Genomic DNA, 25,265 nt, shown 5'->3' with positions numbered 1-25,265 from the left:
AGGAGAGAATAAATGCATCAAGGTCAATGTTTATGTGGCAAGGTTAAGTTATCGACAGCACAAGATATTTCTGCACTTAGCGTTTGTCATTGCAGTATGTGTTTGCGTTGGAATGGCGGCCCGGGTTTTTCAATTGATTGTAAATCAGATTTGAAGATTGAAGGTGAAGAAAATATAACACGTTATGATTCATCTTCATGGGGAGAACGAGCATTTTGTAAGCATTGTGGCTCTCATCTTTTTTATCATCTAAAAGAAGCCCATACTTACTATGTATCAGCAGGATTATTCCCTGATGCGAAAGAAAGCAAACTGGCAATGCAAATTTATATAGATAGCAAACCTAAGTATTATAATTTTGTAGAAAAAACACCAATGCTAACAGAGCAAGATATTATGAATATGTTTAATCAATAACATTTCATTTATTAGTTTTTTATATTTTTTAAAGACTCTTTTCTATATGAGTCTTTTTTATGATTCAATTTTATTAAATAACTATTAATGTAATATAAAGGAAAAAGCGGATTACAATTTTTTATTATAGTATGAAGTTTGTATTCACGTTTGTGGAGAATTGATTTAATATTCTTTGCTATGGCTTAATTTAAAAGGAAAGAGTTATTGATAAATACATTGATAATAAGTCGAGTTGAAATATTTAGCTTGGGAATAAAAACACTTCTTAGTCAGGTTAAAAAAATTAATATCCGAAAGGTGGTGAATGATGAAAATGATGCATTCCGTTATTGTCGCCAATTTTCGGTTAATCTTATTATTATTTACTCAGCACCTTCAATCTCATTAATTGATTCTATAAAAAGAATAAAGCGATCATCTTTATCAATTAAGATCATTGTTATTTCACCAAAAACAGACTCAATATTATCAATAACACTTCTCCAATTGGGTATTGAAGGTTTTATTGTTGCTGATACTTCTTGTGAAAATGTTCTGCAAGCTATTCGACAGGTTTGTATCGGTCAACGGTATATAAGCCAAGAATTAGCGATGGAAATCGCACTAACAAAATTACAGCAAGAATTAAATCCGTTACATCAACTGTCTGAACGCGAATTGCAGATTATGTCGATGATTATTAGAGGGAAAAAAATTGCACAAATCGCAAGTGAGTTGAATATTAATACAAAAACAGTAAATAGCTATCGTTATCGAATGTTTAGTAAACTTAAAATCTCAGGTGATGTAGAATTAACACATATAGCAATACGTTATGGGTTAATTGAGATAGAGAGTCATTTACAAAGTGGAAGACAAATTTGACGCCAAAGCATTCTTAAGCCGAGTCACAGATAAACCGGGTGTGTATCGGATGTATGATGCGACAGACACCGTAATCTATGTCGGCAAAGCGAAAGATCTGAAAAAAAGGCTTTCAAGCTATTTTCGTACACAGGTAAATAGCCGTAAGACCGAAGCTTTAGTGAAGTGCATCGCAAATATTGATGTCACGATCACCCATACAGAAACGGAAGCTTTATTGCTTGAACACAGCTACATTCAGCGCTATCAACCCCGCTATAATGTGTTGTTGCGAGATGATAAATCCTATCCTTATATCTATTTAAGCGGTGATAAACACCCTAGACTTGCTAGCTATCGAGGTGCAAAACATGCCAAAGGGGAATATTTTGGACCTTTTCCTAACTCTTTTGCAGTAAGAGAAACATTAGCATTAATGCAAAAATTGTTTCCTATTCGTCAATGCGAAGACAGTGTTTATCGCAATCGTTCAAGACCTTGTTTGCAATATCAAATTGGACGTTGTCTTGCACCTTGCGTAAAAGGTTATGTTTCTGATGAAGAATATGCCCAACAAGTTAATTATGTGCGGCTTTTTCTTTCAGGTGATGATACGCAAGTTATTGATGGATTGGTTAAACGTATGGAAGCCGCTAGTCAAGAATTACATTTTGAAGAGGCCGCTCGCATTCGTGATCAAATCCAAGCAGTAAGGCAAGTGACTGAAAAACAATTTGTTGCCAATATTGGCGATGATCTTGATGTGATCAGTGTTGCTTTTAATGGTGCGATTGCTTGTGTTTATGTTCTCTTTTTCCGTCAAGGTAAAGTGTTAGGAAGTCGGAGTTATTTTCCTAAAGTTCCTGCAAATACCTCAATCGATGAAGTTGTTCAGACTTTTATTGGCCAATTTTATTTACAAGGCAGTGCAATTCGTACTTTACCAAGTGAAATTTTGCTCGATTTTAATTTAGAAGATAAAGCGATTCTTTCTGAATCGATATCTTCAATTGCAGGGCGAAAAATTCAAATTCAAACCAAACCGCGTGGTGATAGGGCGCGTTATTTGAAATTAGCCAGAACAAACGCAGCAACGGCATTGGCTTCAAAACAAGTCGAACAATCGACAATTTCACAACGTTATACCGCTTTGATGTCTCTTCTTGATATGAAAGAGATAAAACGAATGGAATGTTTTGATATTAGTCACACTATGGGAGAGCAAACTGTGGCTTCATGTGTAGTATTTGACATGAATGGCCCATTAAAATCTGAATATAGGCGCTATAATATCAGTGGCATTACTCCTGGTGATGATTATGCGGCGATGAATCAAGTGCTAACCCGACGTTATGGTAAATCATTAGAAGACAGTAAAGTTCCAGATGTTATCTTTATTGATGGTGGTAAAGGGCAATTAGCACAAGCAATAGAAGTATTTGATTCTCTTAATGTTGATTGGGATAAATCACACCCGAAATTAATTGGTGTCGCAAAAGGGAGTGATCGTAAAGCAGGGCTTGAAACCTTGTTTTTTGTGCCTGAAGGTGAAGGAATGGCGTTACCTTCTGATTCACCTGCGTTACATTTGATCCAACATATTCGTGATGAATCTCATCGTCATGCAATAACAGGGCACCGCCAACGTAGAGCAAAAGTAAAAAATACCAGTTCGCTGGAGTCTATTGAAGGTGTAGGACCTAAACGTCGTCAAATGTTGTTGAAATATATGGGAGGGCTACAAGCTTTGCGAGATGCAAGTGTTGAAGAAATTGCGAAAGTCCCCACAATTTCGACGGCATTAGCAGAAAAAATTTTTAATGCGTTGAAACACTAAGTGTATTGATGCACCATATTAATAACTCTCACTTTTCTAGGTCGTGTAGAACGCTATGCAACTAAATATCCCAACTTGGCTAACTCTATTTCGTGTCGCTCTAATCCCATTCTTTGTTTTGGTGTTTTATTTACCATTCAAAGATGCCCCATTAGTTTGCGCTATTATTTTTATGGTAGCAGCTGCAACAGACTGGTTTGATGGCTTTTTAGCACGTAGATGGAAACAAACTACCCGCTTCGGCGCTTTTCTGGACCCAGTAGCGGATAAAGTAATGGTTGCAACAGCACTTGTTTTAATTACTGAGTACTATCATGAGTGGTGGATAACCTTACCGGCAGCAACAATGATTGCTCGTGAAATTATTATCTCTTCACTAAGAGAATGGATGGCTGAATTAGGGAAACGTAACAGTGTTGCAGTTTCTTGGATAGGAAAAGTGAAGACGACCGCACAAATGGGATCACTTGTTGTGTTATTATGGCGTCCTACTGTTGAAGCAGAGTGGTTTGGATTCGCTTTATTATATATCGCAACAGTGCTGACTTTCTGGTCAATGTTTCAATATTTGAGCGCTGCGTGGTCAGATTTGCGTGAAGGTTGATCGAAATGACTGAAAATTCACCGAACAGTCAAAAAGATGCAAATATAGTGTTGACTAGATTCAGGAAATCAGTAGAATGCAACGCATCGAAAGGCACAACGGTTTACAGAAATAAATAAGTAAATCAGCAAGTTCGGTAGTGCGGGAATAGCTCAGTTGGTAGAGCACAACCTTGCCAAGGTTGGGGTCGCGAGTTCGAGTCTCGTTTCCCGCTCCAATCTCTTATGAGATTGAGCATTTGAGGCGCGTTGGCAGAGTGGTCATGCAGCGGATTGCAAATCCGTGTACCTCGGTTCGATTCCGGGACGCGCCTCCATTAATGCCCAGGTGGTGAAATCGGTAGACACAAGGGATTTAAAATCCCTCGGCTGTAAGGCTGTGCGGGTTCAAGTCCCGCCCTGGGCACCATCTCTTTAAAATATTTAAGATAAAGAGTTTGGTGCAAAAAGAAAGCCCATTATAAATGGCGTTACAAGTGGCATTGTAAAATAGATAATTAATAAGTCGTCCATACCAGTATCTCTCTTAGTAATAAGAATTTACGGGCGCACCACAGAATTTAGCCCAGGTGGTGAAATCGGTAGACACAAGGGATTTAAAATCCCTCGGCTGTAAGGCTGTGCGGGTTCAAGTCCCGCCCTGGGCACCATATAAAGACCGGACCTTAACTTAGGTCCGTTTTTTCTTCCCTAACAACAAGTTAGTGAGAGAAAAGTAAAAAATTAAAGTTAGCAGTTTTAGAAGTAAATGCTTTAAATTTATTTGTTATCTATCTTGTTTGATAGACAAGCATTAAGTGTAACAAGTAAATACAATTTAGCCCAGGTGGTGAAATCGGTAGACACAAGGGATTTAAAATCCCTCGGCTGTAAGGCTGTGCGGGTTCAAGTCCCGCCCTGGGCACCATATAAAAAAGCGGACCTTAATAAGGTCCGCTTTTTTTTATCATTAGTGGATAATATCTTTTTTATCAATAAGATAAGAGTTTTAGTTATATTAATTAACTGATTGATAAGTAGTAATATCTTAATTCCAAAGTGCATAAAACTCTTTGTTCATAATAGTTATTTTATGCAGAAAAAAACAATTTACTCCCATCTGATAGACCATTCACACATACAATTATTTTTTAACTTCATTTCCTAGCTAAAACAGCGCCATTAGCAGGAGTATCCAATGTGCTTCAGAGTATTTCATCTAGCATCACATCCATAACAGTTTAAGTTAGCATTTCTATTGATAAAAACTTGTGTTTTTGAACTGTGTTAATCCCGATATCAACCAGGTATTTATCGATGTTCTTAGAGAAAAATGGAGTAGAAGGTGTGAAATTAGTCTGGTATATGATTTTTAATATTTTTAAAAAACAGGAGGAATAGCATAAAAAAATATAATCGTAGTTGGTTGAGGCTCTTACATAACTACCAAATAAGTTAACTGATCGGGATTAAGTCTTTGGCCATTTAAAAATATTTTTTAATAAATTTCAAAAAAAGATAAATATAGAGAATCTATAATAGATAAATGTATATACTGGAAGTATTCAAATAAATATTGTTTTAGGTGCTCTAGATTTATGACTAAGAAAACTATTTATGTTGTTGCTGCTGCAATATATAACGAAAAAAATAAAATATTTTGTGCCTTAAGATCTCAAAAAATGAGTTTGCCAGGATTATGGGAGTTTCCTGGAGGTAAAATTGAACCAGGTGAAACACCGGAGGAGGCTCTTAAGCGAGAAATCCAAGAGGAATTGGGATGTGAAATACTAGTACAAACACATATCCATACTCACTTACATGAATATGAGAATATAAATGTTAATTTAAGTGTTTATAAATCTGTTATTCAAAAAGGAAGCATACGGTTATATGAACATGAAAAAGGAATGTGGATTCCTATTTCTGAGTTATTAACTTTAAATTGGGCTCCTGCTGATATCTCTGCGATTAAGAAAATTTTAAAAGAAGAGAGTAGCAATGCATAGAAATTTTGAGCCGTCCATTTTACATAGCTTTGTCGATCATCAGATACAAGCGGAAAATCACCTTAAAGCTGAAGTTTTTACAAATCAAAGTTATGATGACCAACTATTATCGGGCATTATAGATCGGTTGCAAAATGTAAAATCATTTGATATAGCAGTCGCTTTTGTGACTAAGTCAGGTTTGTCCCTCCTTAAAACAGTCTTGTCGGATTTATCTCTTAGAGGAATTACAGGTCGACTTCTAACATCAAATTATTTAACTTTTAATCATCCTGATACTTTCAAAGAATTACTAAAAATATCTAATTTAGAAGTAAAAATTTCCACAAAACAAGGATTTCATGTCAAAGGCTATTTTTTTCATTATGAAAATTACTCAACCTCAATTATTGGTAGCTCAAATCTAACGGCAACTGCATTAAAGTTAAATTATGAATGGAATCTTGCTATTACGAGCTATCAAGAAGGTGATATCTATAAAAAATTACGAAATATATTTGAAAATGAATGGGAAGCTAGTGAGTTATTAGATTTTGATTTCATCAATAAATATGCGATAAAATATCAAAAAAATAAAAAACTGCACCAACAAATTAGTTCAATATCTGAGATAGTTAATACAGATATAATTGAGCCAAACAAAATGCAGCAAGATGCTTTGTTAAATCTTAAGGCTTTAAGAGAGCAAAATAAAAAGAAAGCTCTTATTATTTCTGCTACTGGAAGTGGTAAAACATTTTTATCAGCTTTTGAAATACAAAATGCTAAACCCAAGAGAATGCTATTTTTGGCGCATAGAGAGCAAATTTTATTAAAAGCCTCTGCAAGTTTTGAAAAAATTATTCCCGCTTCATCTGAGATTGAATATGGTATTTTTTCAGGAAATCAGAAAAATTTAAATGCTAATTATCTTTTTGCAACAATACAAACTTTATCTCAGACTGAACATTTAGATAAATTTTCAACTGATTATTTTGATTATATTATTATTGATGAGGTCCATAAAATTGGTGCGGCTTCATATCAAAAAATATTAGATTATTTTAAACCGAAATTTTTACTTGGCATGACGGCCACACCGGAAAGAACAGATGGATTTAATATTTTTGAAATGTTTGACTATAATGTTGCGTATGAGATCCGTTTGAAAGATGCGTTAGAAATGGATTTAGTCGCACCTTTTCATTATTTTGGTGTGGTGGATTATGAGTTTAATGGGGAATTAATTGATGATCTATCTAATCTGAATTATTTAATTACTACAGAGCGAGTCGATTTTCTAATTGAAAAAATAGAATATTATGGATATTCAGGTGATACACCCAAAGGTTTAATATTCTGTCGTTCATTAGATGAAGCTAAAAATCTCTCAAATGAATTTAATAGTAGAAATTATAAAACTGTGGCACTGTCGGCAGGGGATTCACAGAAACATCGAGAAGATACCATTAAACAACTCGAGATTGGAAAAATTCAGTATATTTTTGTTGTGGATATATTTAATGAAGGCATTGATATCCAATGTTTGAATCAGGTTATTATGATGAGGCAAACGGAATCAAGCATTGTATTCATTCAACAGCTAGGTAGAGGCTTACGTAAATACCCAACTAAAGAATATTTGGTTGTTATTGATTTTATAGGAAATTATCAGAAAAATTATTTAATCCCAATAGCTTTGATGGGAGATAATTCGTTGAATAAAGAAACGGTCAGACGTGCTGCTATTGATCCTGGCAATTTATATGGTGTGAGTAATATTAGTTTTGAAAAAATAGCGCAAGAGAGAGTACTTAAGGCTATTTCTACTGCTAAACTTGATAGTGCTCGAGTCATCAAAAAAGCTTACCTTGACTTAAAAAATCGCATAGGTCAAATCCCGTTATTATTAGATTTCATTATCAACAATAGTGTAGATCCTAGTGTTATAGCCAGTTCATATAAAACATATGATGACTTTATTGCCTCAATGGAAAGATTGCCTATAAAAACCTTTGGTATGTATGCAGATGCAGTTTTGCTTTTTCTAATGAGAGAATTATTAAATGGTAAACGCTTACATGAAATTTTATTATTAGAAACTTTATGTGAGCAATCTACATTATCGCATACTAATTATCTAAAAATTCTAGATGATAATCTAGTCAGTTATACAGAAGAGACCATCATTTCTGTTCAAAGAATATTGAATTATGATTTTTGGGGAGTAATTGAACGAGAAAGATATGGTGGTTCTGCTTTAGTTATTTACGATGAATTATCGGAATTCTATATTTTATCATCAGAAATAAAAAGTTTATTAGAGCATAATCAGGACTTTAAAACTCGTTTTTTAGATATCATAAATGTAGCAAAAGAGAAAAATAAAAAATATTCTGCATCAACACCATTAAAATTGTATGAGCGTTACAGTAGAAAAGATATATGCAGATTATTGAATTGGTATAAGGATGAATCAAGTACTATCTATGGTTATCGCCTAAAACATAATACGCTGCCTATTTTCACAACTTATCATAAAACAGAAGATTTAAATTCAAAGGTACATTATGAAGATAAGATATTAAGTCCAGATCTTATCAAGTGGTATAGTAAATCTAAGCAAACACGAAATTCAGGTCCAATGCTTGAAATCTTTCAATCACAAAAAGATAAAACGGCTGTAATACATTTTTTTATTAAAAAAGATGATTCTGAAGGAACTGATTTTTATTACTTAGGTCCAGCGAATATCATTGAAGATTCTATTATGGATGAGCAAGCGACAGAAATAGACGGTGGAAAAGTCCACTCTATTGTATCAATGCATTTGCGTTTACATTATTCGATAGAACTCAGTTTGTATCATTATTTAATTACGTAGAAAGGGCTCTATTCTGTTAAGAATAGTATTAATAGATTTTTATTCTGCTGAATTTTAAATTAGTTGAATGTAGTTATATAAATGAATTTAGTGATGTTGAGTAGTGAAAAATAAACCCGCCCTGGGCACCATATAAAAAAGCGGACCTTAATAAGGTTCGTTTTTTTTGATCATAAAAAAGTAAAAATCAAATTGAATGTATTATCTTGTTGTTACTTAAAGATAATTTTATCAACTCGTTGGAATGTAAAACAAAAAATCACCTTATCCGTTGTAGCAATAGGGTGATTTATATTTAATATTGTTTTGTATTATTAGTGATCAGCAATTAATTCTTTGCATCTAAAGCTATAACCCGCTCTCTTAGTGTAATAAAACGGGTCAATACATCGTCTACTGTAAGAAGCCCTACATTATCTTCAGGTGCCTTTAGTACTTCACTGGCAATATGCCATGGCCCCCAAAAATCAGCATCACTATTACCAAACATCGCTACCGTTGGCACACCCACACCTACTGAAATATGTAATGCACCACCATCGCTGGTTAGCATCTGATCACATAAAGACATACCCGCCATTAATTCTCTAAGATTTTGTGTAGGTACTGGCGTAATAGGGATATCTTTGCACTGTTCAAGGATACACTGTGCTTTTTCATCATCACCAGGGTGCTGTTTATTGTCGTTGCTTCCTGGCGACCAAAAAAGAAGAATGTGGCATTTTTCGCATTGTGTTAATTGGTGTGCTAACGCGATAAATTTTTCTGCTTGCCAACGTTGTTGTGGTTTACGTGAACTGATTTGTAAACCGTAAACAGGAGTATTTTCAGTTATCTTAATACGTTGACGAATTGCAGAGATCTCTTCATCTTTGACATACAACTTTAAAGGACCCGCTTTTCTCTCTATTCCAAGAGGATGGGATAGTTGACAGAACAACTCAGCGACATGACCTCTATTGGATGGTGTTGGAATGGGATCTGTCACTGCTGAAGGTGCATCATTGCCAATAGCGATAATACGTTTAGCACCTGATAGTTTTGCCCATTGTAATGCTCTTTTAGCCCAATGATCACGAGCAATAATTGCAATATCATAGTGCTGACGACGCATATCCAAAATAATTTTTAAGCGATTCAGAATAAGTTTTAAGGATGATTGCCCTGATTTTTTATGATGTAACTTACTGTAAATATGAACATTTCCGACGGAAGGGTTACTTTCTAGAATAGCTTGATTGTAAGAGTTTACTAGCAGATCTATTTTTGTATTATATTCATGAGCAAGAGAGTCAATTAATGGTGTTGTAAGTATTAAATCACCAATGTTATCTCTTTGTATTATTAATATTTTAGGCATAATTAGATTTATGTATATTCGAATGAGAGAAATTCATTGCTGATAAGTATGGCTTCAGCAGCAATCATATTGTGTATTTATGATTATAAACGATTCGATATGTAGAGGCATCTTTATCAGAGAATTAATCTACTTTTTAGATGGGGGAATGAGAAGAGGATAAGCTCTAATGCTGTATTAACGTTTTCTTTTCCTCACAAATTTATAATGTATGAGATGAATATTAGAAAATTATTTGACTTATCTTTAGTTCGAAATTTGGGAAATAAACATTAAAAATGAGATAGGCTGTGCCTAATAAATCACAGCCTTATAAATTTATTATTTATTGGTTTTATTTTTTTCTAACCATTTTTGCATCTGTTCTATTTCTGGGCCTTGGGCATCAATAATAGCTTGAGCGAGTTTACGCATTTCAGGATCAGTACCGTATTTCAACTCAATCTTAGCCATATCAATAGCGCCTAAATGGTGGGCAATCATGCCATCAGCAAAAGCGACATCTGCATTATCGGTGTTCATTCCTTTTGCCATATCGGCATGCATTTTATTCATGGAATCATTGAGTTCTTTTTGCATTGGCGAACTGTTATGAGATGTCTCCATATTCATGTTCATATGTGTATTGTTTGCCATTGCACCAAAAGAGATAGCACTCATTAAAATAACAGCAGTAGGTAAAATCTTTTTCATAACAGTTTCCTTTGATTTATCGTGAAATTGTTATCACTCTAAAGATTCCCCTTAGGGGAAGGTCAATGTTGTTATTCAAAGTTTAATCTTCTTTACCTTTAATGACGTAATTACAAAATAGCCTTTTTAACCCATTTTATTTCAATTGGTTATATGGCTAAATTCAATTTAATGTCTCTTTATACACTCGGAATTTCTTTATAAAAAATAGAAAAATAATGATAACTATTCCCATTAAATGTATTTTACTGTAAAGTTGCATTATTAATGCAACTTTAAGGTGGCTATATGGATAATCAAACTACAACGCAGTCTATGTCTCAAGAACACACAAAAGCAGGGCATACCTTTTTAGCCAGCTTAGGGAAAACACGTTTAAGACCTGGCGGTGTAGAGGCATCTGATTGGTTAATTAATAACGCACATTTTACATCGTCAAGCCATGTTCTTGAGATTGCTTGTAATATGGCGACAACTTCAATTGAAATTGCTAAGAAATATGGTTGCCATATTATTGCTGTCGATATGGATGATGATGCTTTGGCTCATGCGCAAAATAATGTTGATAACGCACAATTATCACATTTGATTCAATTAACAAAAGCCAATGCGTTATCTTTGCCTTTCCCTGATAATACGTTTGATATTGTTATAAATGAAGCAATGTTGACAATGTATGCAGATAAAGCCAAAGCAAAGCTAGTAAAAGAGTATTACCGTGTTTTAAAGCCCGGCGGTTTATTATTAACTCATGATATTATGAAGAAAAATAATGATGTTAATAGAGATAAATTAATTGGTGTAGTGAAATCAAATGTAGCACCAATGTTTAAGCAAGAGTGGCATGACTTATTTATTAATATTGGTTTTTCAGACGTAAAAATAAAATCTGGCAACATGAGTTTAATGTCACCTATTGGTTTAATTCGGGATGAAGGTTTATTTAGAACTGCTAAAATAATTAAAAATGGATTGATAAATAAGCAAAATAGACCACGTTTCTTATCAATGTTTCGTTTTTTTAGAGAAAATCGGCATGTTTTAAATTATATTGTGTGTTGCTCTAAAAAATAATTTTATCAAGAAAAGCTTATATACCATTTAATGGCACCTAAGTAAAACTAGGTGCTTATTTTTCTATTAATAAGAATAAATAGAACTGTATACCTCCGTAATAAAATGTAAAAAATAAAAAGAATCGTAATCCAGATTGAACCTGTTTTATTTTAACTATATATCTATATTAGAAATAAGCATTAAAAAATAAATATTAAAACAGATAGGATTTATATGTGGAGTTTAATATGAAACAGATACTTATTATTTTAGGAGGGATATTATCGCTGACTATTATGCTAGCTATTCTTGTTGCTATTCTAATTGTATCGGTCATTAAAGAGAATTCGGCTGAGTTTTGGAGTGAAAGCCACGAAGTGATTGAAAATTCCTCCTCAACAGTAAATGCAACTCTTTCTACCGTAAAAGCAAAACGCGATACGCTTATGGCTATTTATCAATCTAAAGATAATAATGGCAGCTGTCAGCAGCTAGCTGAAAAGCTAAATGATATTGAAAAAGCACTTTCTAATGGAAATTTAATGCTACCTCGGTCAGCAAAAGAACAAGTTTCAATGATCAAAAATGCTTTTTATGGTTCAACATCACCTACGAAAAATATTGCTTGCGAGCAAGCGCTTCAAGTTATTACTGACTTAAGTCAGTAATCTCAATATCCTCTCTATTTTTATTTATCTTTTATCCCATTGTAAGATTATTTTTAGCTATTAAATTAATATCTCTTAACTTAATTCAATGAATATGCGATATATTTTTCTTTAAAAGAGCATATTTTTATTCTTTACCATAAAGTAACGGTAGGACATTTATATTTACAGTCTGACTATTAAGAGGTGATGTTAACGTTAAAAAGAAGTTGCCAAGGGGATTTAAAATTACGATATGAATATGCTAAAATTGATAGCTGATTCGCTTTAGCAATGAGATTTGGTGATAATTTGGTTTATTTTTTGTTTCTAACGACTCACATTTTCATATTTATGCTATTTTTTATTTTCAATCTAATAAATCAATTTTAGCACTAGCTAAGAAAGCAAATCAGACAAAAGCTTCTATAAAAAGCATGGCATATATATCAGTATAATTTAAGAAAACATCAATTAATTATGAATATCGCAGCATCAAACGTAAATGAAGTAAGCCGACAAACAGCGTGGATCAGGGTAATAATATTATCGTTCGCGGCTTTCGTTTTTAATACAACAGAATTTGTCCCTGTTGCACTGTTAAGTGATATTTCTGAAAGCTTCGGTATGATCCCAGCTCAAACAGGTTTAATGATCACAATATATGCTTGGGTTGTTGCTTTAATGTCTCTGCCTTTAATGATAATGACAAGTAAAGTTGAGCGACGTAAGTTACTTATTATTTTATTTATGCTCTTTATTTTAAGTCATATTTTATCTGGTGTAGCATGGGATTTTAACTCACTGATAGCAGGGCGTATTGGTGTCGCTTTTTCTCATGCAGTATTTTGGTCTATTACCGCATCTCTGGCTATTAGAGTGGCACCTGCTGGCAAACGCGCTCAGGCATTAGGCTTATTAGCAACAGGAACAGCACTTGCAACAGTATTAGGTTTACCTATTGGTCGTGTTGTTGGACAGTGGTTAGGATGGCGTGCAACATTTATGGGCATTGGGATATTAGCCTTAATTACCCTGTTTGCGTTAATGCGCTATTTGCCTTTATTACCCAGTGAGCATTCAGGATCACTAAAAAGTGTGCCGATGCTATTAAAGCGTGGTCCGCTTATGGGGATCTTTCTATTAACGGTTATTGCCGTAACAGCGCATTTTACAGCGTATAGTTATATCGAGCCTTTTGTCGTTGATATTGCAGGTCTGGATCAGAATTTTGCTACGTTAGTTTTATTGATTTTTGGTGGAGCCGGTATCATTGGTAGCGTGTTATTTAGTCGTTATAGCGCCAAAATGCCAACCTCATTCTTATTTTCAGCCTTAATATTACTTACGTTTTGTTTAAGTTTATTAATGGTCAGTAGCCAGAATTTAACTGCATTTATTGTGCTGATTATATTTTGGGGTATTGGATTTATGTGTATTGGGCTAGGAATGCAGGTTAAAGTGATTGATTTAGCACCTGATGCAACGGATATAGCGATGTCTATTTATTCCGGCATTTTTAATATCGGTATTGGTGCTGGAGCATTGATTGGTAATCAAGTTATTTTACATGCTGGTATGACAAACCTTGGCTATGCGGGAACAATATTAAGTATTATTGCTGCGGTTTGGTGTGGTTTTATCTTTAATCGTTACCGTGTTGCGATGGGGGGGAAACCACGCCAAAAGAATCAACTCCATCAACACTAAATAAGTATTTCCACGATATAAAGGCACTTATTCAATAGGAAGAGTGCCTTTTTTATTTGTTGTAGATGAATATCCTTAATCTCTCTTGTGATAGAATTCACAAAATTGACTTTGTATAGGATTAAGGCGAAAAAATGAATGGATTAACTTACTTAATGTTGGCAATTATATCTGAAGTCATTGCGACAACAATGCTGAAAGCTTCTGATGGTTTTAGCCGATTATATCCATCTATTGTTGTCGTCATTGGTTACTGTCTTTCTTTTTGGGCGCTTTCTCAAGTGGTAAGAGTTATGCCATTAGGTATTGCTTATGCAATATGGAGTGGATTAGGGATAGTTTTAGTTTCTGTTGCAGCGGTGTTTCTTTATCAACAAAAACTCGATTTACCTGCCATTGTTGGTATGGCTTTAATTATTGCTGGTGTTTTGGTTATAAATCTACTTTCAAAAAGTGCTTCACACTAATAGGAATAACTGGAAGAAATTAGGGTGTCTTTGATGCAAAAGAAATTTAAAACAGCTTATTATCTATTTATGTTAACTAGCTTTGCTTTTATTGCAGGATGCAGTAATTCAGCGCAGACACAATATTCACCTACACAAAATTCATCTACACAAATGGTTAGCAAAAGTCGAACAATACCGACAACCAGCCTTGATATTCCCTTAGAAGAATCAGCCAAGGCAACCTGTGTTTTTTCAGGTGGTGTGCCTTCGCTAAACTATGAATTACATGGAGGGCAGACACCAGTGTGTCAATTTGCTAATGGCAAGCGTTGTAGTGAACAAGCTTTAATTGAAGGGGCTTGTATTCCAGGTTAAAGCTTATTTTGGGTTGAGTGTTTAATGACCATATCTTTATTATAAAAATAGCCTTTAGTTTATCGCTAAAGGCTATTTTCTTTTTTATTCTTTTGTTTTAAAAGAACTTGTTATTTGGCTCATTAATACTAATAAACCTACAACAAAATAAGCAGAGAAAATAATAAGCATCCATTGTGGCATTTCTAAAGTTAAGAATTGCCATTGGCTGACAGAACAATCACCGGTTGCTTGGAATACAGCAGGGAACCAATCTTGCAGAGCAAACCAAGAAGGTAAAGTGACAAAAAAGTCACAGGTTGCAAAAGGTGATGGATTCAGAATAAGTTGTGTATGTTCCCAAGAGAGTTCAATTCCCCGGTATGCGGAATAAATCCATAAAAAACCGCCTGCCATACGCATAAGAGCCATTTTAGGTGCAGATGCCCCAATCAATGCAGCGACTAAGATCCCTAATACCGCAATACGTTGATAGACGCACATTACACAAGGCATTAATTCCATTCCGTACTGAAAATACAATGCGGCACCTTCAAGACCTATTGCTGTTAATGCAAGCAACAGCCATGAAAAACGGCTTTGTGACCAGTGACGAAGAGAAGTCAGCATAATAATATCCATTTAAATATTAAATAAAATAAGTGCTTATTCTGCCTAAAAATCAAGCGCAAAAAAAGTTAAAACCTGTTATTTCACAAATATTTACATTCGAGCTTATTTTAATGAAAAAAATAGGGCTTTTATCAAATAAAAGCCCTATTTATGTGGTGTAACTGTGGTTCTATTGTTATGGAATAGCAACTAAACCAATTTCATAAAACCAGTGTGTTGCAGGAACAAGCCAAAATTCAACAGCCAGTAAACCAAGTAATGTCATTACAATTGTATATGGCAGTGCCATTATCACCATGCGGCCATATGATAAACGGATGAGTGGTGATAATGCTGATGTTAATAAGAACAGGAATGCAGCTTGCCCATTTGGTGTCGCAACAGAAGGTAAGTTTGTACCTGTATTAATAGCAACACCAATATGTTCATATTGTGATTGGCTAATTAATCCATCTTGCAATGCGGTTAAAGCTTCACTGATATAAACCGTACCCACAAACACGTTATCTGAAATAGCAGATAGTAGACCATTAAAGAGGTAAAAAAGAGACAGTTGCGAGGATTCTGAAGCTTGAAGAACAAACTGAATAATAGGTGCAAATAATTGTTGATCGATAATAACAGCAACAATAGAGAAGAAAACAGTCAATAACGCAGTGAAAGGCAAGGCCTCTTCAAATGCTTTACCAAGAGCATGTTCTTCTGTGACTCCACAAAATGCAGTGGCAAGAATAATAACAGATAAACCGATAATACCGACTTCTGCTAAATGGAGTGCTAAAGCAACAATCAACCAAATACCAATTAATGCTTGGATCATCAATTGTGCTTTTTCTTGAGAAGTGCGTTTTTCACTGTTTTTCTTGTCGTATTCAGTGAGAACTTTACGAACTAAATCAGGTAATTCAGCACCATAACCAAAGAGCTTAAAGCGTTCTACAAGGTAGCACACTGCAAGGCCCGCAAAGAAAACAGGAATAGTGACAGGTGACATTCTGATAAAGAAGGTCACAAAATCCCACTCTAAATGTTTTGCAATAATAAGGTTTTGTGGTTCACCCACCATGGTCATTACGCCACCTAATGCAGTACCAACACCAGCATGCATCATTAAGCTACGTAAAAAAGCACGGAATTGTTCTAAAGTTTGTTTTTTTTCTGCGGTATCAATAAACCCATCATTACTTAATTCTGCACCTGATTGGTTAGATGCGAAATTATGATAAATAGAGTAGAAACCGAGAGAAACACTGATCACAACCGCGATAACGGTTAAAGCATCTAAAAAGGCAGATAAAAATGCACTTGCAAAGCAAAAAGCAATAGATAACATCCGTTTAGAACGAATAGATAACAATAATTTTGTAAAAGCAAACAGTAACAATTGCTTCATAAAATAGATACCCGCAACCATAAAGACAAGAAGCAAAATCACTTCAAGGTTGTTGGCAATTTCATGACCAATCTGTTTTGGGCTAGTCATTCCAATGATGACGGCCTCAATAGCAAGTAATCCTCCGGGTTGTAGCGGGTAACACTTTAGCGCCATAGCCAGTGTAAAAATAAATTCTACAACTAATAGCCAACCGGCGACAAAAGGGTCAACAAAGAAAAAAAGCAGTGGGTTGATAATTAAAAAAGTAAGAATAGCAAGCTTATACCAATCTGGGGAATTCCCCATAAAGTTCTTTAGTAGTGCTTGTCTTATACTCATATCCATTAGGTTTTTCATCCTCCAAATAGAGATTTTAAGCGCAACAATGCGCAATCTAACCATAGTACGCGCTAATTGCTGTGAAATTAAGCGCGCTAGTAATAATAAATTGATGAAACTACATCACGTTTTATGATGCCATTCACTATTTAATGATGGTTGAGCTATATCAAAATTACGCATTCTGATATTATCTTTTCCATTATTAGCAGAAAAATCGCTTCGGAAGAAATAAAAATATGGTTATTAAGGCTCAAAGCCCCGCAGGTTTTGCGGAAGAGTATATTGTTGAAAGTATCTGGAATAATCGTTTTCCTCCTGGATCTATTCTTCCAGCGGAACGTGAGCTATCTGAATTAATTGGTGTTACAAGAACCACATTAAGAGAAGTGTTACAACGCCTTGCTCGTGATGGTTGGTTAACTATTCAACACGGAAAGCCAACGAAGGTAAACAATTTCTGGGAAACATCAGGTCTTAATATCCTTGAAACAGTCGCTCGCCTTGATCATGATCGAGTACCACAATTAATCGATAACTTATTGGCTGTCAGAACCAATATTTCAGCTATTTTTATTCGTACCGCATTTAGAAATGGCCCTGAAAAATGTATTGAAGTTTTAAATCATGAGCTTACCACTGAAAATAGCGCTGATGAGTTTAGTGAACTGGATTACAACATTTTCCGTGGATTGGCGTTTGCATCAGGTAACCCAATTTATGGTCTTATCTTAAACGGCTTAAAAGGGCTTTATACGCGCGTCGGTCGTTATTATTTCTCAAATATTCAAGCCAAAGAACTCGCGTTAGCATTCTATAAAAAACTGGCTGCCTTATGTGAGCAAAAAGATGTCGAGCATGTTATGGAATGTGTCCGCCAATATGGTAAAGACAGTGGTATTATCTGGCAAAGTTTACAGTCACCATTACCGAGTGATTTAGAAGAAGTAAAACGCTAATTACGTTTGCTGCTTTATCACAATAGAAAAAACCAGTATTCATATAATTTGTGATACTGGTTTTTTATGTTTTTAAAAAGCCCCAAGTGTCATTTTTTAGGCAATGCTTTAAATAGGTTATTTTTAGTAAAAAGAGTAACCAAAGTGAGTTAATTTAAGAGTTATCATCTTTAAATGATCTAATTTTTAGATTTTAATAAAGCACTAAATTTCCTTCCTTAAGCCTTAAACTCTCTTCAATTTAAAATAATTTACTAATCAATAGTTTTATAATTTACAGTAAGAATAATATATCATTGATTTAACTAGTTAATTTAATGATTTTTTTTGAAAATCATCTGTCGAATAACAATCAAATGTGACTTAACTCTAAAATCTGTCTTTTTATTAGCTTAGATGATTATTCTATATTGGCTTTTTGTGTATAGAATATTATTCTTATGTTATATCAATGTAAATTATTGGAGTCTTGCCATGAAAGTGATCATCTTAGGTGGCGGCGTTATTGGTGTAACGAGTGCGTGGTATCTTGTGCAACAAGGTCATGAAGTCATTGTTGTTGATAGACAAAATAGTGCAGCCGAAGAGACGAGCGCAGGTAATGCCGGTCAAATATCTCCGGGATATGCAACGCCTTGGGGCGCGCCGGGTATTCCATTAAAAGCAGTTAAATGGATGTTTCAAAAGCACGCACCATTAGCGATTAAACCCGATGGCTCACTTTTCCAATTACGTTGGATGTGGCAAATGTTACGTAATTGTGATGCGTCACATTACACTATGAATAAAAGCCGTATGGTACGTATTGCCGAATATAGCCGTGATTGCATTCGTCAGTTACGCCAAGACACCGGTATTGAATACGAAGGTCGCCAAGGCGGCACTCTACAACTTTTCCGTGATCAAAAGCAATTTGATAATGCGGCCAATGATATTGCTGTATTAAAGCAAGAGGGCGTCGCTTATGAATTGTTAACTGCGGATCAACTAAAATTAGCAGAGCCTGCACTTGAGCATGTTAGTCACAAATTGACAGGTGGCTTACGCTTACCAAATGATGAAACGGGTGATTGCCAAACTTTCACGAAAAAACTCGCTAAAATGGCAGAAGATGCCGGTGTTACGTTCTTATTTAACAAAGAAATCAAACATTTGTTATTTGATGGTGATAAAGTAGCGGGCGTTCAATGTCATGATGGATTATTAACAGCCGATCACTATGTTGTTGCCATGGGTTCTTATTCAACAGCGTTTTTGAAAAATAAAGTCGCCATTCCAGTTTATCCTCTTAAAGGTTATTCACTTACGATGCCGATTATTGACGCTTCAAGAGCGCCCACATCCACTATTTTAGATGAAACTTATAAAATCGCGGTAACGCGTTTTGATGAGCGAATTCGTGTCGGTGGAATGGCAGAAGTCGTTGGTTTTAATCTGGATATTTTAAAATCACGCTGTGAAACATTAAAAATGGTTGTACAAGATCTCTATCAAGGTGGTGGTGATATTGAGAAAGCCACTTTTTGGACAGGTCTAAGACCTATGACGCCTGATGGTACACCGATTGTAGGGCCTACGGCTTATCGCAATTTATCATTAAATACAGGGCACGGCACATTAGGTTGGACAATGGCATGTGGCTCTGGACAATTATTGGCTGACTTAATTTCAGGGAATAAACCTGCTATTGCCGCTGATGATTTATCTGTATTTCGGTATATCGATGGCTTTAATACTAAATTGCTCTTACCGGGGCAAAAACTTGATGCAGCTTATTAATTGAGGAAAAACCATGTCCAGACCCACAAAAGTAACTATTAACCTCGATGCATTAAGCCATAATCTGTCTGTTATTAAAGAGAGAGTCAAAGGCAGCAAAGTGTGGTCTGTTGTAAAAGCAGATGCTTATGGGCATGGATTATCCTGTGTTTGGCCGGCATTAAGTCATACGGATGGTTTTGCATTAATTGAGTTAGATAAAGCCATCATGTTAAGAGAGCAAGGATGGGTTGGCCCCATCCTTTTACTCGAAGGTTTTTTTAAACCAGAAGATGTCTATTTACTCGAACGTTATTCACTGACCACCGCAGTGCATTCAGATTGGCAATTTGATGCTATAGAAAAAGCCCAATTAGAAAGACCTATCAATATTTATCTTAAGCTTAATAGTGGAATGAACCGTTTAGGTTATCGTCCTGATGCTTATCAACAAGCGATTAATCGTGCGAAAAGTATCAATAACATTGGGTCTATTATCCAAATGTCGCATTTTGCTAATGCAGATACTGGGTTGAACATGAATGCACAAAAGGCTGTCATTAATCAGACAATGGTAAGTGAATTGCCTCGGTGTTTGGCAAATTCAGCCGCAACGTTATTTGATCCTGAAACTTATCAAGATTGGGTACGCCCAGGCATTATTTTATATGGTGTTTCGCCTTCGGGTGTTTGGCAAGATATTGCTGATTTCAATTTACAACCCGTAATGACATTTAATAGTGAAATATTAGCTATTCAACAAGTCAAAAAAGGCGAGCAGATAGGTTATGGTAGCCGATATACCGCTGAGCGAGATATGCGGGTCGGTGTTGTTGCCTGTGGTTATGCTGATGGCTATCCAAGACATGCACCAGACGGTACACCTGTTATGGTTAATGGGCATAAAACACAATTGGTTGGGCGTATTTCTATGGATATGCTAACCATTGATGTGACCGATTTTCCTGATGTTAATTACGGTAGCCCGGTTGAATTATGGGGAGAAGAACTCCCTGTTGATGATGTTGCAACTGCATGTGGCACTATTGGTTACGAATTACTGTGTGCAATAGCACCAAGAGTTACTGTCGAAGTGATGATAAATTTACCTAATTCCACTTTTTCTGATCTAAATGAAAGTTGTTGATAATCACTAAACTAGAATAAGCTTAAATTTATTTTGATTTGGTGATCCTATGAGTAACGGCATTGCATTGCGTGTGAAAGGAAAGGTTCAAGGCGTTGGCTTTCGCCCATTTGTTTGGCAATTAGCCCATCGTTTTGGTTTATTAGGGCAAGTGAGCAATGATAGTTTGGGGGTATTAGTGCATTTAATGCCTTCACCTAAAAATGCACTCTTTATCGAAGCATTAAAAGCAGAATGCCCACCATTAGCACGCATTGAACGTATAGAAGAATCACCTTATCAATGGGAACAGCTACCTACTGATTTTATTATTGTAAAAAGTGGTGGTGGCGAAATGGATACACAAGTTGTTCCTGATGCAACAACTTGCCAAGCCTGTATTGATGAATTATTTGATCCACAAAATCGTCGTTATCATTATCCTTTTATTAACTGCACCCATTGCGGTCCTCGTTTTACTATCATAAAAAAAATGCCTTATGACAGGCCTTTTACTTCAATGTCTGAATTTCCATTCTGCCCTGAATGTAAACATGAATATGAAGATCCCGCAGATAGGCGATTTCATGCTCAGCCTAATGCCTGTCCTGTATGTGGACCTCATATCTGGCTTGCCGATAATCAGGGTAAAGCGTTAGCAACAAAAGAGCTTGCATTAACTCAAGCTTGTGAAGCATTACTTGCTGGAAAAATTGTTGCAGTTAAAGGTATTGGTGGTTTTCATTTAGTGTGTGATGCACGTAATAATGAGAGCGTTGCATTATTACGCGAACGTAAGTACCGACCTGCGAAGCCATTAGCTGTGATGATCACAGGAATCGATCAAATTAAAGCAGATAAGCAAGATCCAGATTTTCTTCCAACAGCTATTCAAACATTGCAAAGCACTGCTGCCCCAATTGTATTAGTCCCTAAAACCGTTGCCCCTAAACTGGCAGAGCTTATTGCGCCGGGATTAACTGAGATTGGTGTTATGTTACCCGCCAATCCACTGCAACATTTATTAGCACGAGGTACGAATATTCCTCTTGTTATGACATCAGGAAATGCATCAGGTCATACACCCGCATTAAGTAACGAAGATGCTTTAATGCAACTGAAAGATATTGCAGATTTATTCTTAATGCATAATAGAGAAATCATACAAAGGGCAGATGATTCATTAGTTCGTATTGAGGGTAATCGGAGCATTATGATCAGACGCTCTCGTGGTTATGTCCCAGATGCGATTTCATTACCTGATGATTTTGAGGCACAACCCTCAGTACTTGCTATGGGGGGCGATCTTAAAAATGTATTTTGCTTATTACGTCAGCACCAAGCCATTATGGGGCCACATTTAGGTGATCTCGATGATTTAAGCGTACGACAACAGTTGGTAAAATCGTTGGCTCTTTTCCAGCAGATTTACCGTTTCACCCCTAAAGCCATTGCAATAGATGCGCATCCTAACTACATCAGTCATCAATTGGGTAAGCAGTTTGCTCAAGAGCAAAATATTCCTGTTATTGAAGTCTCTCATCACCATGCACATATTGTTTCTTGCCTTGCTGAACATGGTCATACACATCAACAAGGTGCGGTTGTTGGTATTGCTCTTGATGGATTAGGTTATGGGCAAGACGGGAATTTATGGGGTGGGGAATGTTTGCTGGTGGATTATCAGAAATCAGAACGAATTGGGGGGCTTCCTGCGGTTGCTATGCCCGGAGGCAATCTTGCTTCTATTCAACCTTGGCGAAACTGGTTCGCACATTTAGCTACTTTTTCTAAAGATTGGCAAGGTAGTGTTATTGCCCAAATCATACCTCGTCATGATCTGCAAATATTGAGTAAGGCAGTAGAACGTGGTTTAAATTCGCCTAAAGCTTCTTCTTGTGGGCGGTTTTTTGATGCAGTTTCAGCATCATTAGGATTAGCGCCTAAAGAAATAAGTTGGGAAGGTGAGGCTGCATGTTACTTACAAACAGCAGCATTACAGTGCCATCAAGATAAAAAAACAGAAATCATTAAGCAATATGGGCATTTGATGCCTGTAAAAAATAACTTGCTTGATCTATCTATTTTTTGGACGCAATGGGAAGGTGTTGATCTTAATGTCAGTGAAAAAGCGTGGTTATTTCATTATTTATTAGCTGAAAGTTTAAGCGAAATTGCATTGCAATGTGCGGATGAACATCAGATTGATACCATTGTACTTACGGGAGGAGTGTTAAATAACACGCTACTCAAACAGCTGTTTAAGAAAAAATTAAACAATAAAAAAGTATTAATACCTATGATGTTACCTGCCGGTGATGGTGGTATTGCATTAGGACAAGCACTGATTGCTACACATTTAATGCAAAAATAGAATAATTGTAGGTAAAATAATGCCAGTTTTAGTTAATTGTGACTGAAATAGTTTTTTGGTTGCTACTTTATTAATGACAATATGGAAAATCATCGTGAGTAATAAGAAGATTATCATTTCTTTGGCCGTTATTGCAGGATTAAGTACGCCAGCAGCATTTGCTGGAGAATGGTCAATTGGTGGTTCGGTTTTAGCACAAGTCACTCCTTATAAAGGAGCGAAATCAAAAGATTATTTATTACCAGTACCACAAGTTAACTATCAATCAGAAAATTTCTATTTCGCAACGTTAGCAGCAGGATATTACCTGTGGAATACACCGAAAGATAAACTTTCAGTTGATTTACACTACTATCCACAAGCCTTTAAACCAAGCGATAGTGACGATGAACAAATGAAAAAACTGAATCGTCGCCGTGACACAATGATGGGTGGCTTTACTTATAAACACCACGAATCATGGGGTAGCTTAAGAGCGATCGTTTCTGGTGATATGCTAGGTAAAAGTAACGGTATTATCGCTGACGCTGCTTATTTATATCCTTTCGAATTTGGTAATTGGTCTTTACAACCAGGCGCAGGTATTGTTTGGGAAAACAAAAAACAAAACCGTTATGCTTATGGAATTAGCCACGCAGAATCACAACGCAGTGGTTTAGCAGAATATACGCCAAATGATAGTTGGAGACCGTATGTAGAGCTATCAGCGAACTATAAGTTTGCTGAAAACTGGAATTTCTTTGCGATGGGACGAGTTGACCATTTGCCAAGTGAAGTGAAAGACAGCCCAATGGTAAATAAATCTGTTACTGCGATTGTGTGGACAGGTGTGACTTACACATTCTAATTAGCTCGGTTCTAACTAGAATTTAGTAAGTTCAGCAATGATAAAAAAGCTTCGATTCAAAAACTCGAAGCTTTTTTTATTGCGCAAGAGATCAGTAATACTTTATTTTTCGAATAATTTATTTTTCGGCAATATTTTTACGAACACGAACGACTAGAGATAAGCGACCGGGATGAACGTTATCTGGTTTTAGTGGCCGGTGGATACGAGCGGTTTCTACGCAAGCCATTTTACGATAACCACCTGCGCTCATATCTTTCATTGAACTTGCAAGCTCTGCGCCGGGGTTCCAACATACCACATCACTATGATGGTAATGATGAACCTCAATGGTGCGATCCCAGCCATCATCATGAATAAGATTAAAATCGTCAGGCTCTGTATAAAGCCTGTCAGTGCGTCCATTGAAGCGTAATGAGGTTTCATCAGTGTAAACCTCTTTATCTGCCACTGTGTCAATGTAGTGGCCTCCTAAGCCGGTTACAGAGACATTATCAATATCACTCACATTAAAATAAGAGTGAAGGGCAGCCGTCGCTTCATAATCACCGTAAGATTCTAATTCAACCTCACAGGTTGCGCCTAATTTAAAGCGTGCAATAACAGTAAACTCATGAGGCCAATATTTTTGTGTCTGTTGGCTCTCTTTTAGTGTCATGGTAATGAGCACGCCATCCTCTTGCTCTGTATGGGCGCTAAATTCCCAAGGAAGAATTCGCGCAAATCCATGGCTTGGTGTACCCGCTGAAGCAAACCAAGGCCAGCAAATAGGAATACCGCCACGAATGGCAACACCAGGAGTGAAGAGAGAGGCTTCGCTTACCCAAAATACAGGATGCTCTTGCGCGGGTTGCCAAGCAATTAAATGTGCGCCTTGAAGGCTGATAGCTGCGCGTACTTTAGGATGCGAAATAACAAGGATAGGAAGTTCACCTAATTGCCGACGACTTAAGTAAGGTGATATTTGTTCAATAATCGGCAAAGAAAAAATTTTCTCATTCATTATCTTATGACCTTATGTCACTGACTAT

Annotated in this window: 21 protein-coding genes and 5 tRNA genes; 21 read left to right on the top strand and 5 right to left on the bottom strand. The window is 35.9% G+C overall.

Translation table 11 applies throughout. The features are described from left to right. Positions 1-12: 12 nt before the first annotated feature. From BTA34_RS09155 to BTA34_RS09105, 11 genes are all read left to right on the top strand, one after another. The gene (locus BTA34_RS09155) at positions 13-417 is read left to right on the top strand and encodes a GFA family protein (protein WP_151435373.1); all 405 of its coding nucleotides are present in this window, start codon (positions 13-15) and stop codon (positions 415-417) included. 303 nt (positions 418-720) lie between these two features. After that, positions 721-1,284, top strand: a complete 564-nt coding sequence (locus BTA34_RS09150) for a LuxR C-terminal-related transcriptional regulator (RefSeq protein ID WP_265576312.1) — start codon at positions 721-723, stop codon at positions 1,282-1,284. After that, on the top strand, positions 1,268-3,100 hold the full coding sequence (uvrC, locus tag BTA34_RS09145; RefSeq protein ID WP_151435371.1) for an excinuclease ABC subunit UvrC: 1,833 nt from the start codon (positions 1,268-1,270) through the stop codon (positions 3,098-3,100). Before BTA34_RS09150 ends, uvrC begins: the two co-directional genes overlap by 17 nt. Before the next feature lie 55 nt (positions 3,101-3,155). Continuing rightward, entirely contained in the window at positions 3,156-3,704 is a 549-nt protein-coding gene (gene pgsA / locus BTA34_RS09140; RefSeq protein ID WP_075674025.1) for a CDP-diacylglycerol--glycerol-3-phosphate 3-phosphatidyltransferase, read from the top strand. Positions 3,705-3,845: 141 nt separating this feature from the next. Next, positions 3,846-3,921: transfer RNA gene (locus BTA34_RS09135), tRNA-Gly, on the top strand. A 25-nt stretch (positions 3,922-3,946) separates the two neighbouring features. Then, a tRNA-Cys gene (locus tag BTA34_RS09130) sits at positions 3,947-4,020 on the top strand. Positions 4,021-4,025: 5 nt separating this feature from the next. Further along, positions 4,026-4,112, top strand: a tRNA-Leu gene (locus BTA34_RS09125). Positions 4,113-4,266: 154 nt separating this feature from the next. Further along, a tRNA-Leu gene (locus tag BTA34_RS09120) sits at positions 4,267-4,353 on the top strand. Between the two features lie 170 nt (positions 4,354-4,523). After that, a tRNA-Leu gene (locus tag BTA34_RS09115) sits at positions 4,524-4,610 on the top strand. A gap of 670 nt (positions 4,611-5,280) precedes the next feature. Further along, positions 5,281-5,691, top strand: a complete 411-nt coding sequence (locus BTA34_RS09110) for a (deoxy)nucleoside triphosphate pyrophosphohydrolase (protein WP_151435370.1) — start codon at positions 5,281-5,283, stop codon at positions 5,689-5,691. Continuing rightward, positions 5,684-8,554 (top strand): DUF3427 domain-containing protein, encoded by a 2,871-nt coding sequence (locus tag BTA34_RS09105; protein ID WP_151435369.1) that lies wholly within the window; start codon positions 5,684-5,686, stop codon positions 8,552-8,554. The genes BTA34_RS09110 and BTA34_RS09105 overlap by 8 nt, the downstream gene beginning before the upstream one ends. A 328-nt stretch (positions 8,555-8,882) precedes the next feature. Here the strand turns inward: BTA34_RS09105 and BTA34_RS09100 are convergent, their stop codons facing one another. Further along, positions 8,883-9,914, bottom strand: coding sequence for a glycosyltransferase family 9 protein (locus BTA34_RS09100; protein ID WP_151435368.1), 1,032 nt, complete (start codon positions 9,912-9,914; stop codon positions 8,883-8,885). 321 nt (positions 9,915-10,235) lie between these two features. Continuing rightward, complete coding sequence (locus tag BTA34_RS09095; protein WP_151435367.1) at positions 10,236-10,607, bottom strand: DUF305 domain-containing protein; 372 nt, start codon at positions 10,605-10,607, stop codon at positions 10,236-10,238. A gap of 288 nt (positions 10,608-10,895) precedes the next feature. On the opposite strand from BTA34_RS09095, the gene BTA34_RS09090 reads away from it, so the two are divergent. The 5 genes from BTA34_RS09090 (at position 10,896) to BTA34_RS09070 (ending at position 14,844) form a co-directional block, all read left to right on the top strand. Further along, positions 10,896-11,681 carry a class I SAM-dependent methyltransferase gene (locus BTA34_RS09090; protein ID WP_265576311.1) on the top strand — a complete coding sequence of 262 codons (786 nt, stop codon included), beginning with the start codon at positions 10,896-10,898 and terminating at the stop codon, positions 11,679-11,681. 230 nt (positions 11,682-11,911) lie between these two features. After that, on the top strand, positions 11,912-12,331 hold the full coding sequence (locus BTA34_RS09085) for a hypothetical protein (RefSeq protein ID WP_151435366.1): 420 nt from the start codon (positions 11,912-11,914) through the stop codon (positions 12,329-12,331). Between the two features lie 459 nt (positions 12,332-12,790). Then, positions 12,791-14,020 (top strand): sugar transporter, encoded by a 1,230-nt coding sequence (locus BTA34_RS09080; protein ID WP_151435365.1) that lies wholly within the window; start codon positions 12,791-12,793, stop codon positions 14,018-14,020. A 134-nt stretch (positions 14,021-14,154) separates the two neighbouring features. Beyond that, positions 14,155-14,487 (top strand): SMR family transporter, encoded by a 333-nt coding sequence (locus tag BTA34_RS09075; RefSeq protein WP_098942546.1) that lies wholly within the window; start codon positions 14,155-14,157, stop codon positions 14,485-14,487. A 33-nt stretch (positions 14,488-14,520) separates the two neighbouring features. Then, positions 14,521-14,844: a DUF333 domain-containing protein gene (locus BTA34_RS09070; protein ID WP_151435364.1), complete on the top strand. Its 324-nt coding sequence runs from the start codon at positions 14,521-14,523 to the stop codon at positions 14,842-14,844. Between the two features lie 84 nt (positions 14,845-14,928). Here BTA34_RS09070 and dsbB read toward each other — a convergent pair whose 3' ends face one another. Then, on the bottom strand, positions 14,929-15,453 hold the full coding sequence (dsbB, locus tag BTA34_RS09065; RefSeq protein ID WP_036912828.1) for a disulfide bond formation protein DsbB: 525 nt from the start codon (positions 15,451-15,453) through the stop codon (positions 14,929-14,931). Between the two features lie 178 nt (positions 15,454-15,631). Further along, on the bottom strand, positions 15,632-17,176 hold the full coding sequence (nhaB, locus tag BTA34_RS09060; protein WP_151435363.1) for a sodium/proton antiporter NhaB: 1,545 nt from the start codon (positions 17,174-17,176) through the stop codon (positions 15,632-15,634). Positions 17,177-17,409: 233 nt separating this feature from the next. Here nhaB and fadR point away from each other — a divergent pair, with 233 nt between their 5' ends. The 5 genes from fadR (at position 17,410) to BTA34_RS09035 (ending at position 24,234) form a co-directional block, all read left to right on the top strand. After that, positions 17,410-18,129: a fatty acid metabolism transcriptional regulator FadR gene (gene fadR / locus BTA34_RS09055; protein ID WP_151435362.1), complete on the top strand. Its 720-nt coding sequence runs from the start codon at positions 17,410-17,412 to the stop codon at positions 18,127-18,129. 474 nt (positions 18,130-18,603) lie between these two features. Further along, entirely contained in the window at positions 18,604-19,908 is a 1,305-nt protein-coding gene (locus BTA34_RS09050) for a D-amino acid dehydrogenase (protein WP_075673884.1), read from the top strand. Between the two features lie 13 nt (positions 19,909-19,921). Continuing rightward, positions 19,922-21,034 carry an alanine racemase gene (gene alr / locus BTA34_RS09045; RefSeq protein WP_151435361.1) on the top strand — a complete coding sequence of 371 codons (1,113 nt, stop codon included), beginning with the start codon at positions 19,922-19,924 and terminating at the stop codon, positions 21,032-21,034. Positions 21,035-21,083: 49 nt separating this feature from the next. Next, on the top strand, positions 21,084-23,387 hold the full coding sequence (gene hypF, locus BTA34_RS09040; protein ID WP_151435360.1) for a carbamoyltransferase HypF: 2,304 nt from the start codon (positions 21,084-21,086) through the stop codon (positions 23,385-23,387). Between the two features lie 94 nt (positions 23,388-23,481). Beyond that, on the top strand, positions 23,482-24,234 hold the full coding sequence (locus BTA34_RS09035) for a MipA/OmpV family protein (RefSeq protein ID WP_151435359.1): 753 nt from the start codon (positions 23,482-23,484) through the stop codon (positions 24,232-24,234). 118 nt (positions 24,235-24,352) lie between these two features. Here BTA34_RS09035 and BTA34_RS09030 read toward each other — a convergent pair whose 3' ends face one another. Next, the gene (locus BTA34_RS09030) at positions 24,353-25,237 is read right to left on the bottom strand and encodes a D-hexose-6-phosphate mutarotase (protein ID WP_151435358.1); all 885 of its coding nucleotides are present in this window, start codon (positions 25,235-25,237) and stop codon (positions 24,353-24,355) included. Positions 25,238-25,265: the final 28 nt, after the last annotated feature.

The sequence above is a fragment of the Proteus sp. CD3 genome (assembly GCF_008808075.1).
GTDB classification, from domain to species: Bacteria; Pseudomonadota; Gammaproteobacteria; order Enterobacterales; family Enterobacteriaceae; genus Proteus; species Proteus appendicitidis.
This window is presented reverse-complemented; position numbering and strand designations above follow the sequence as displayed.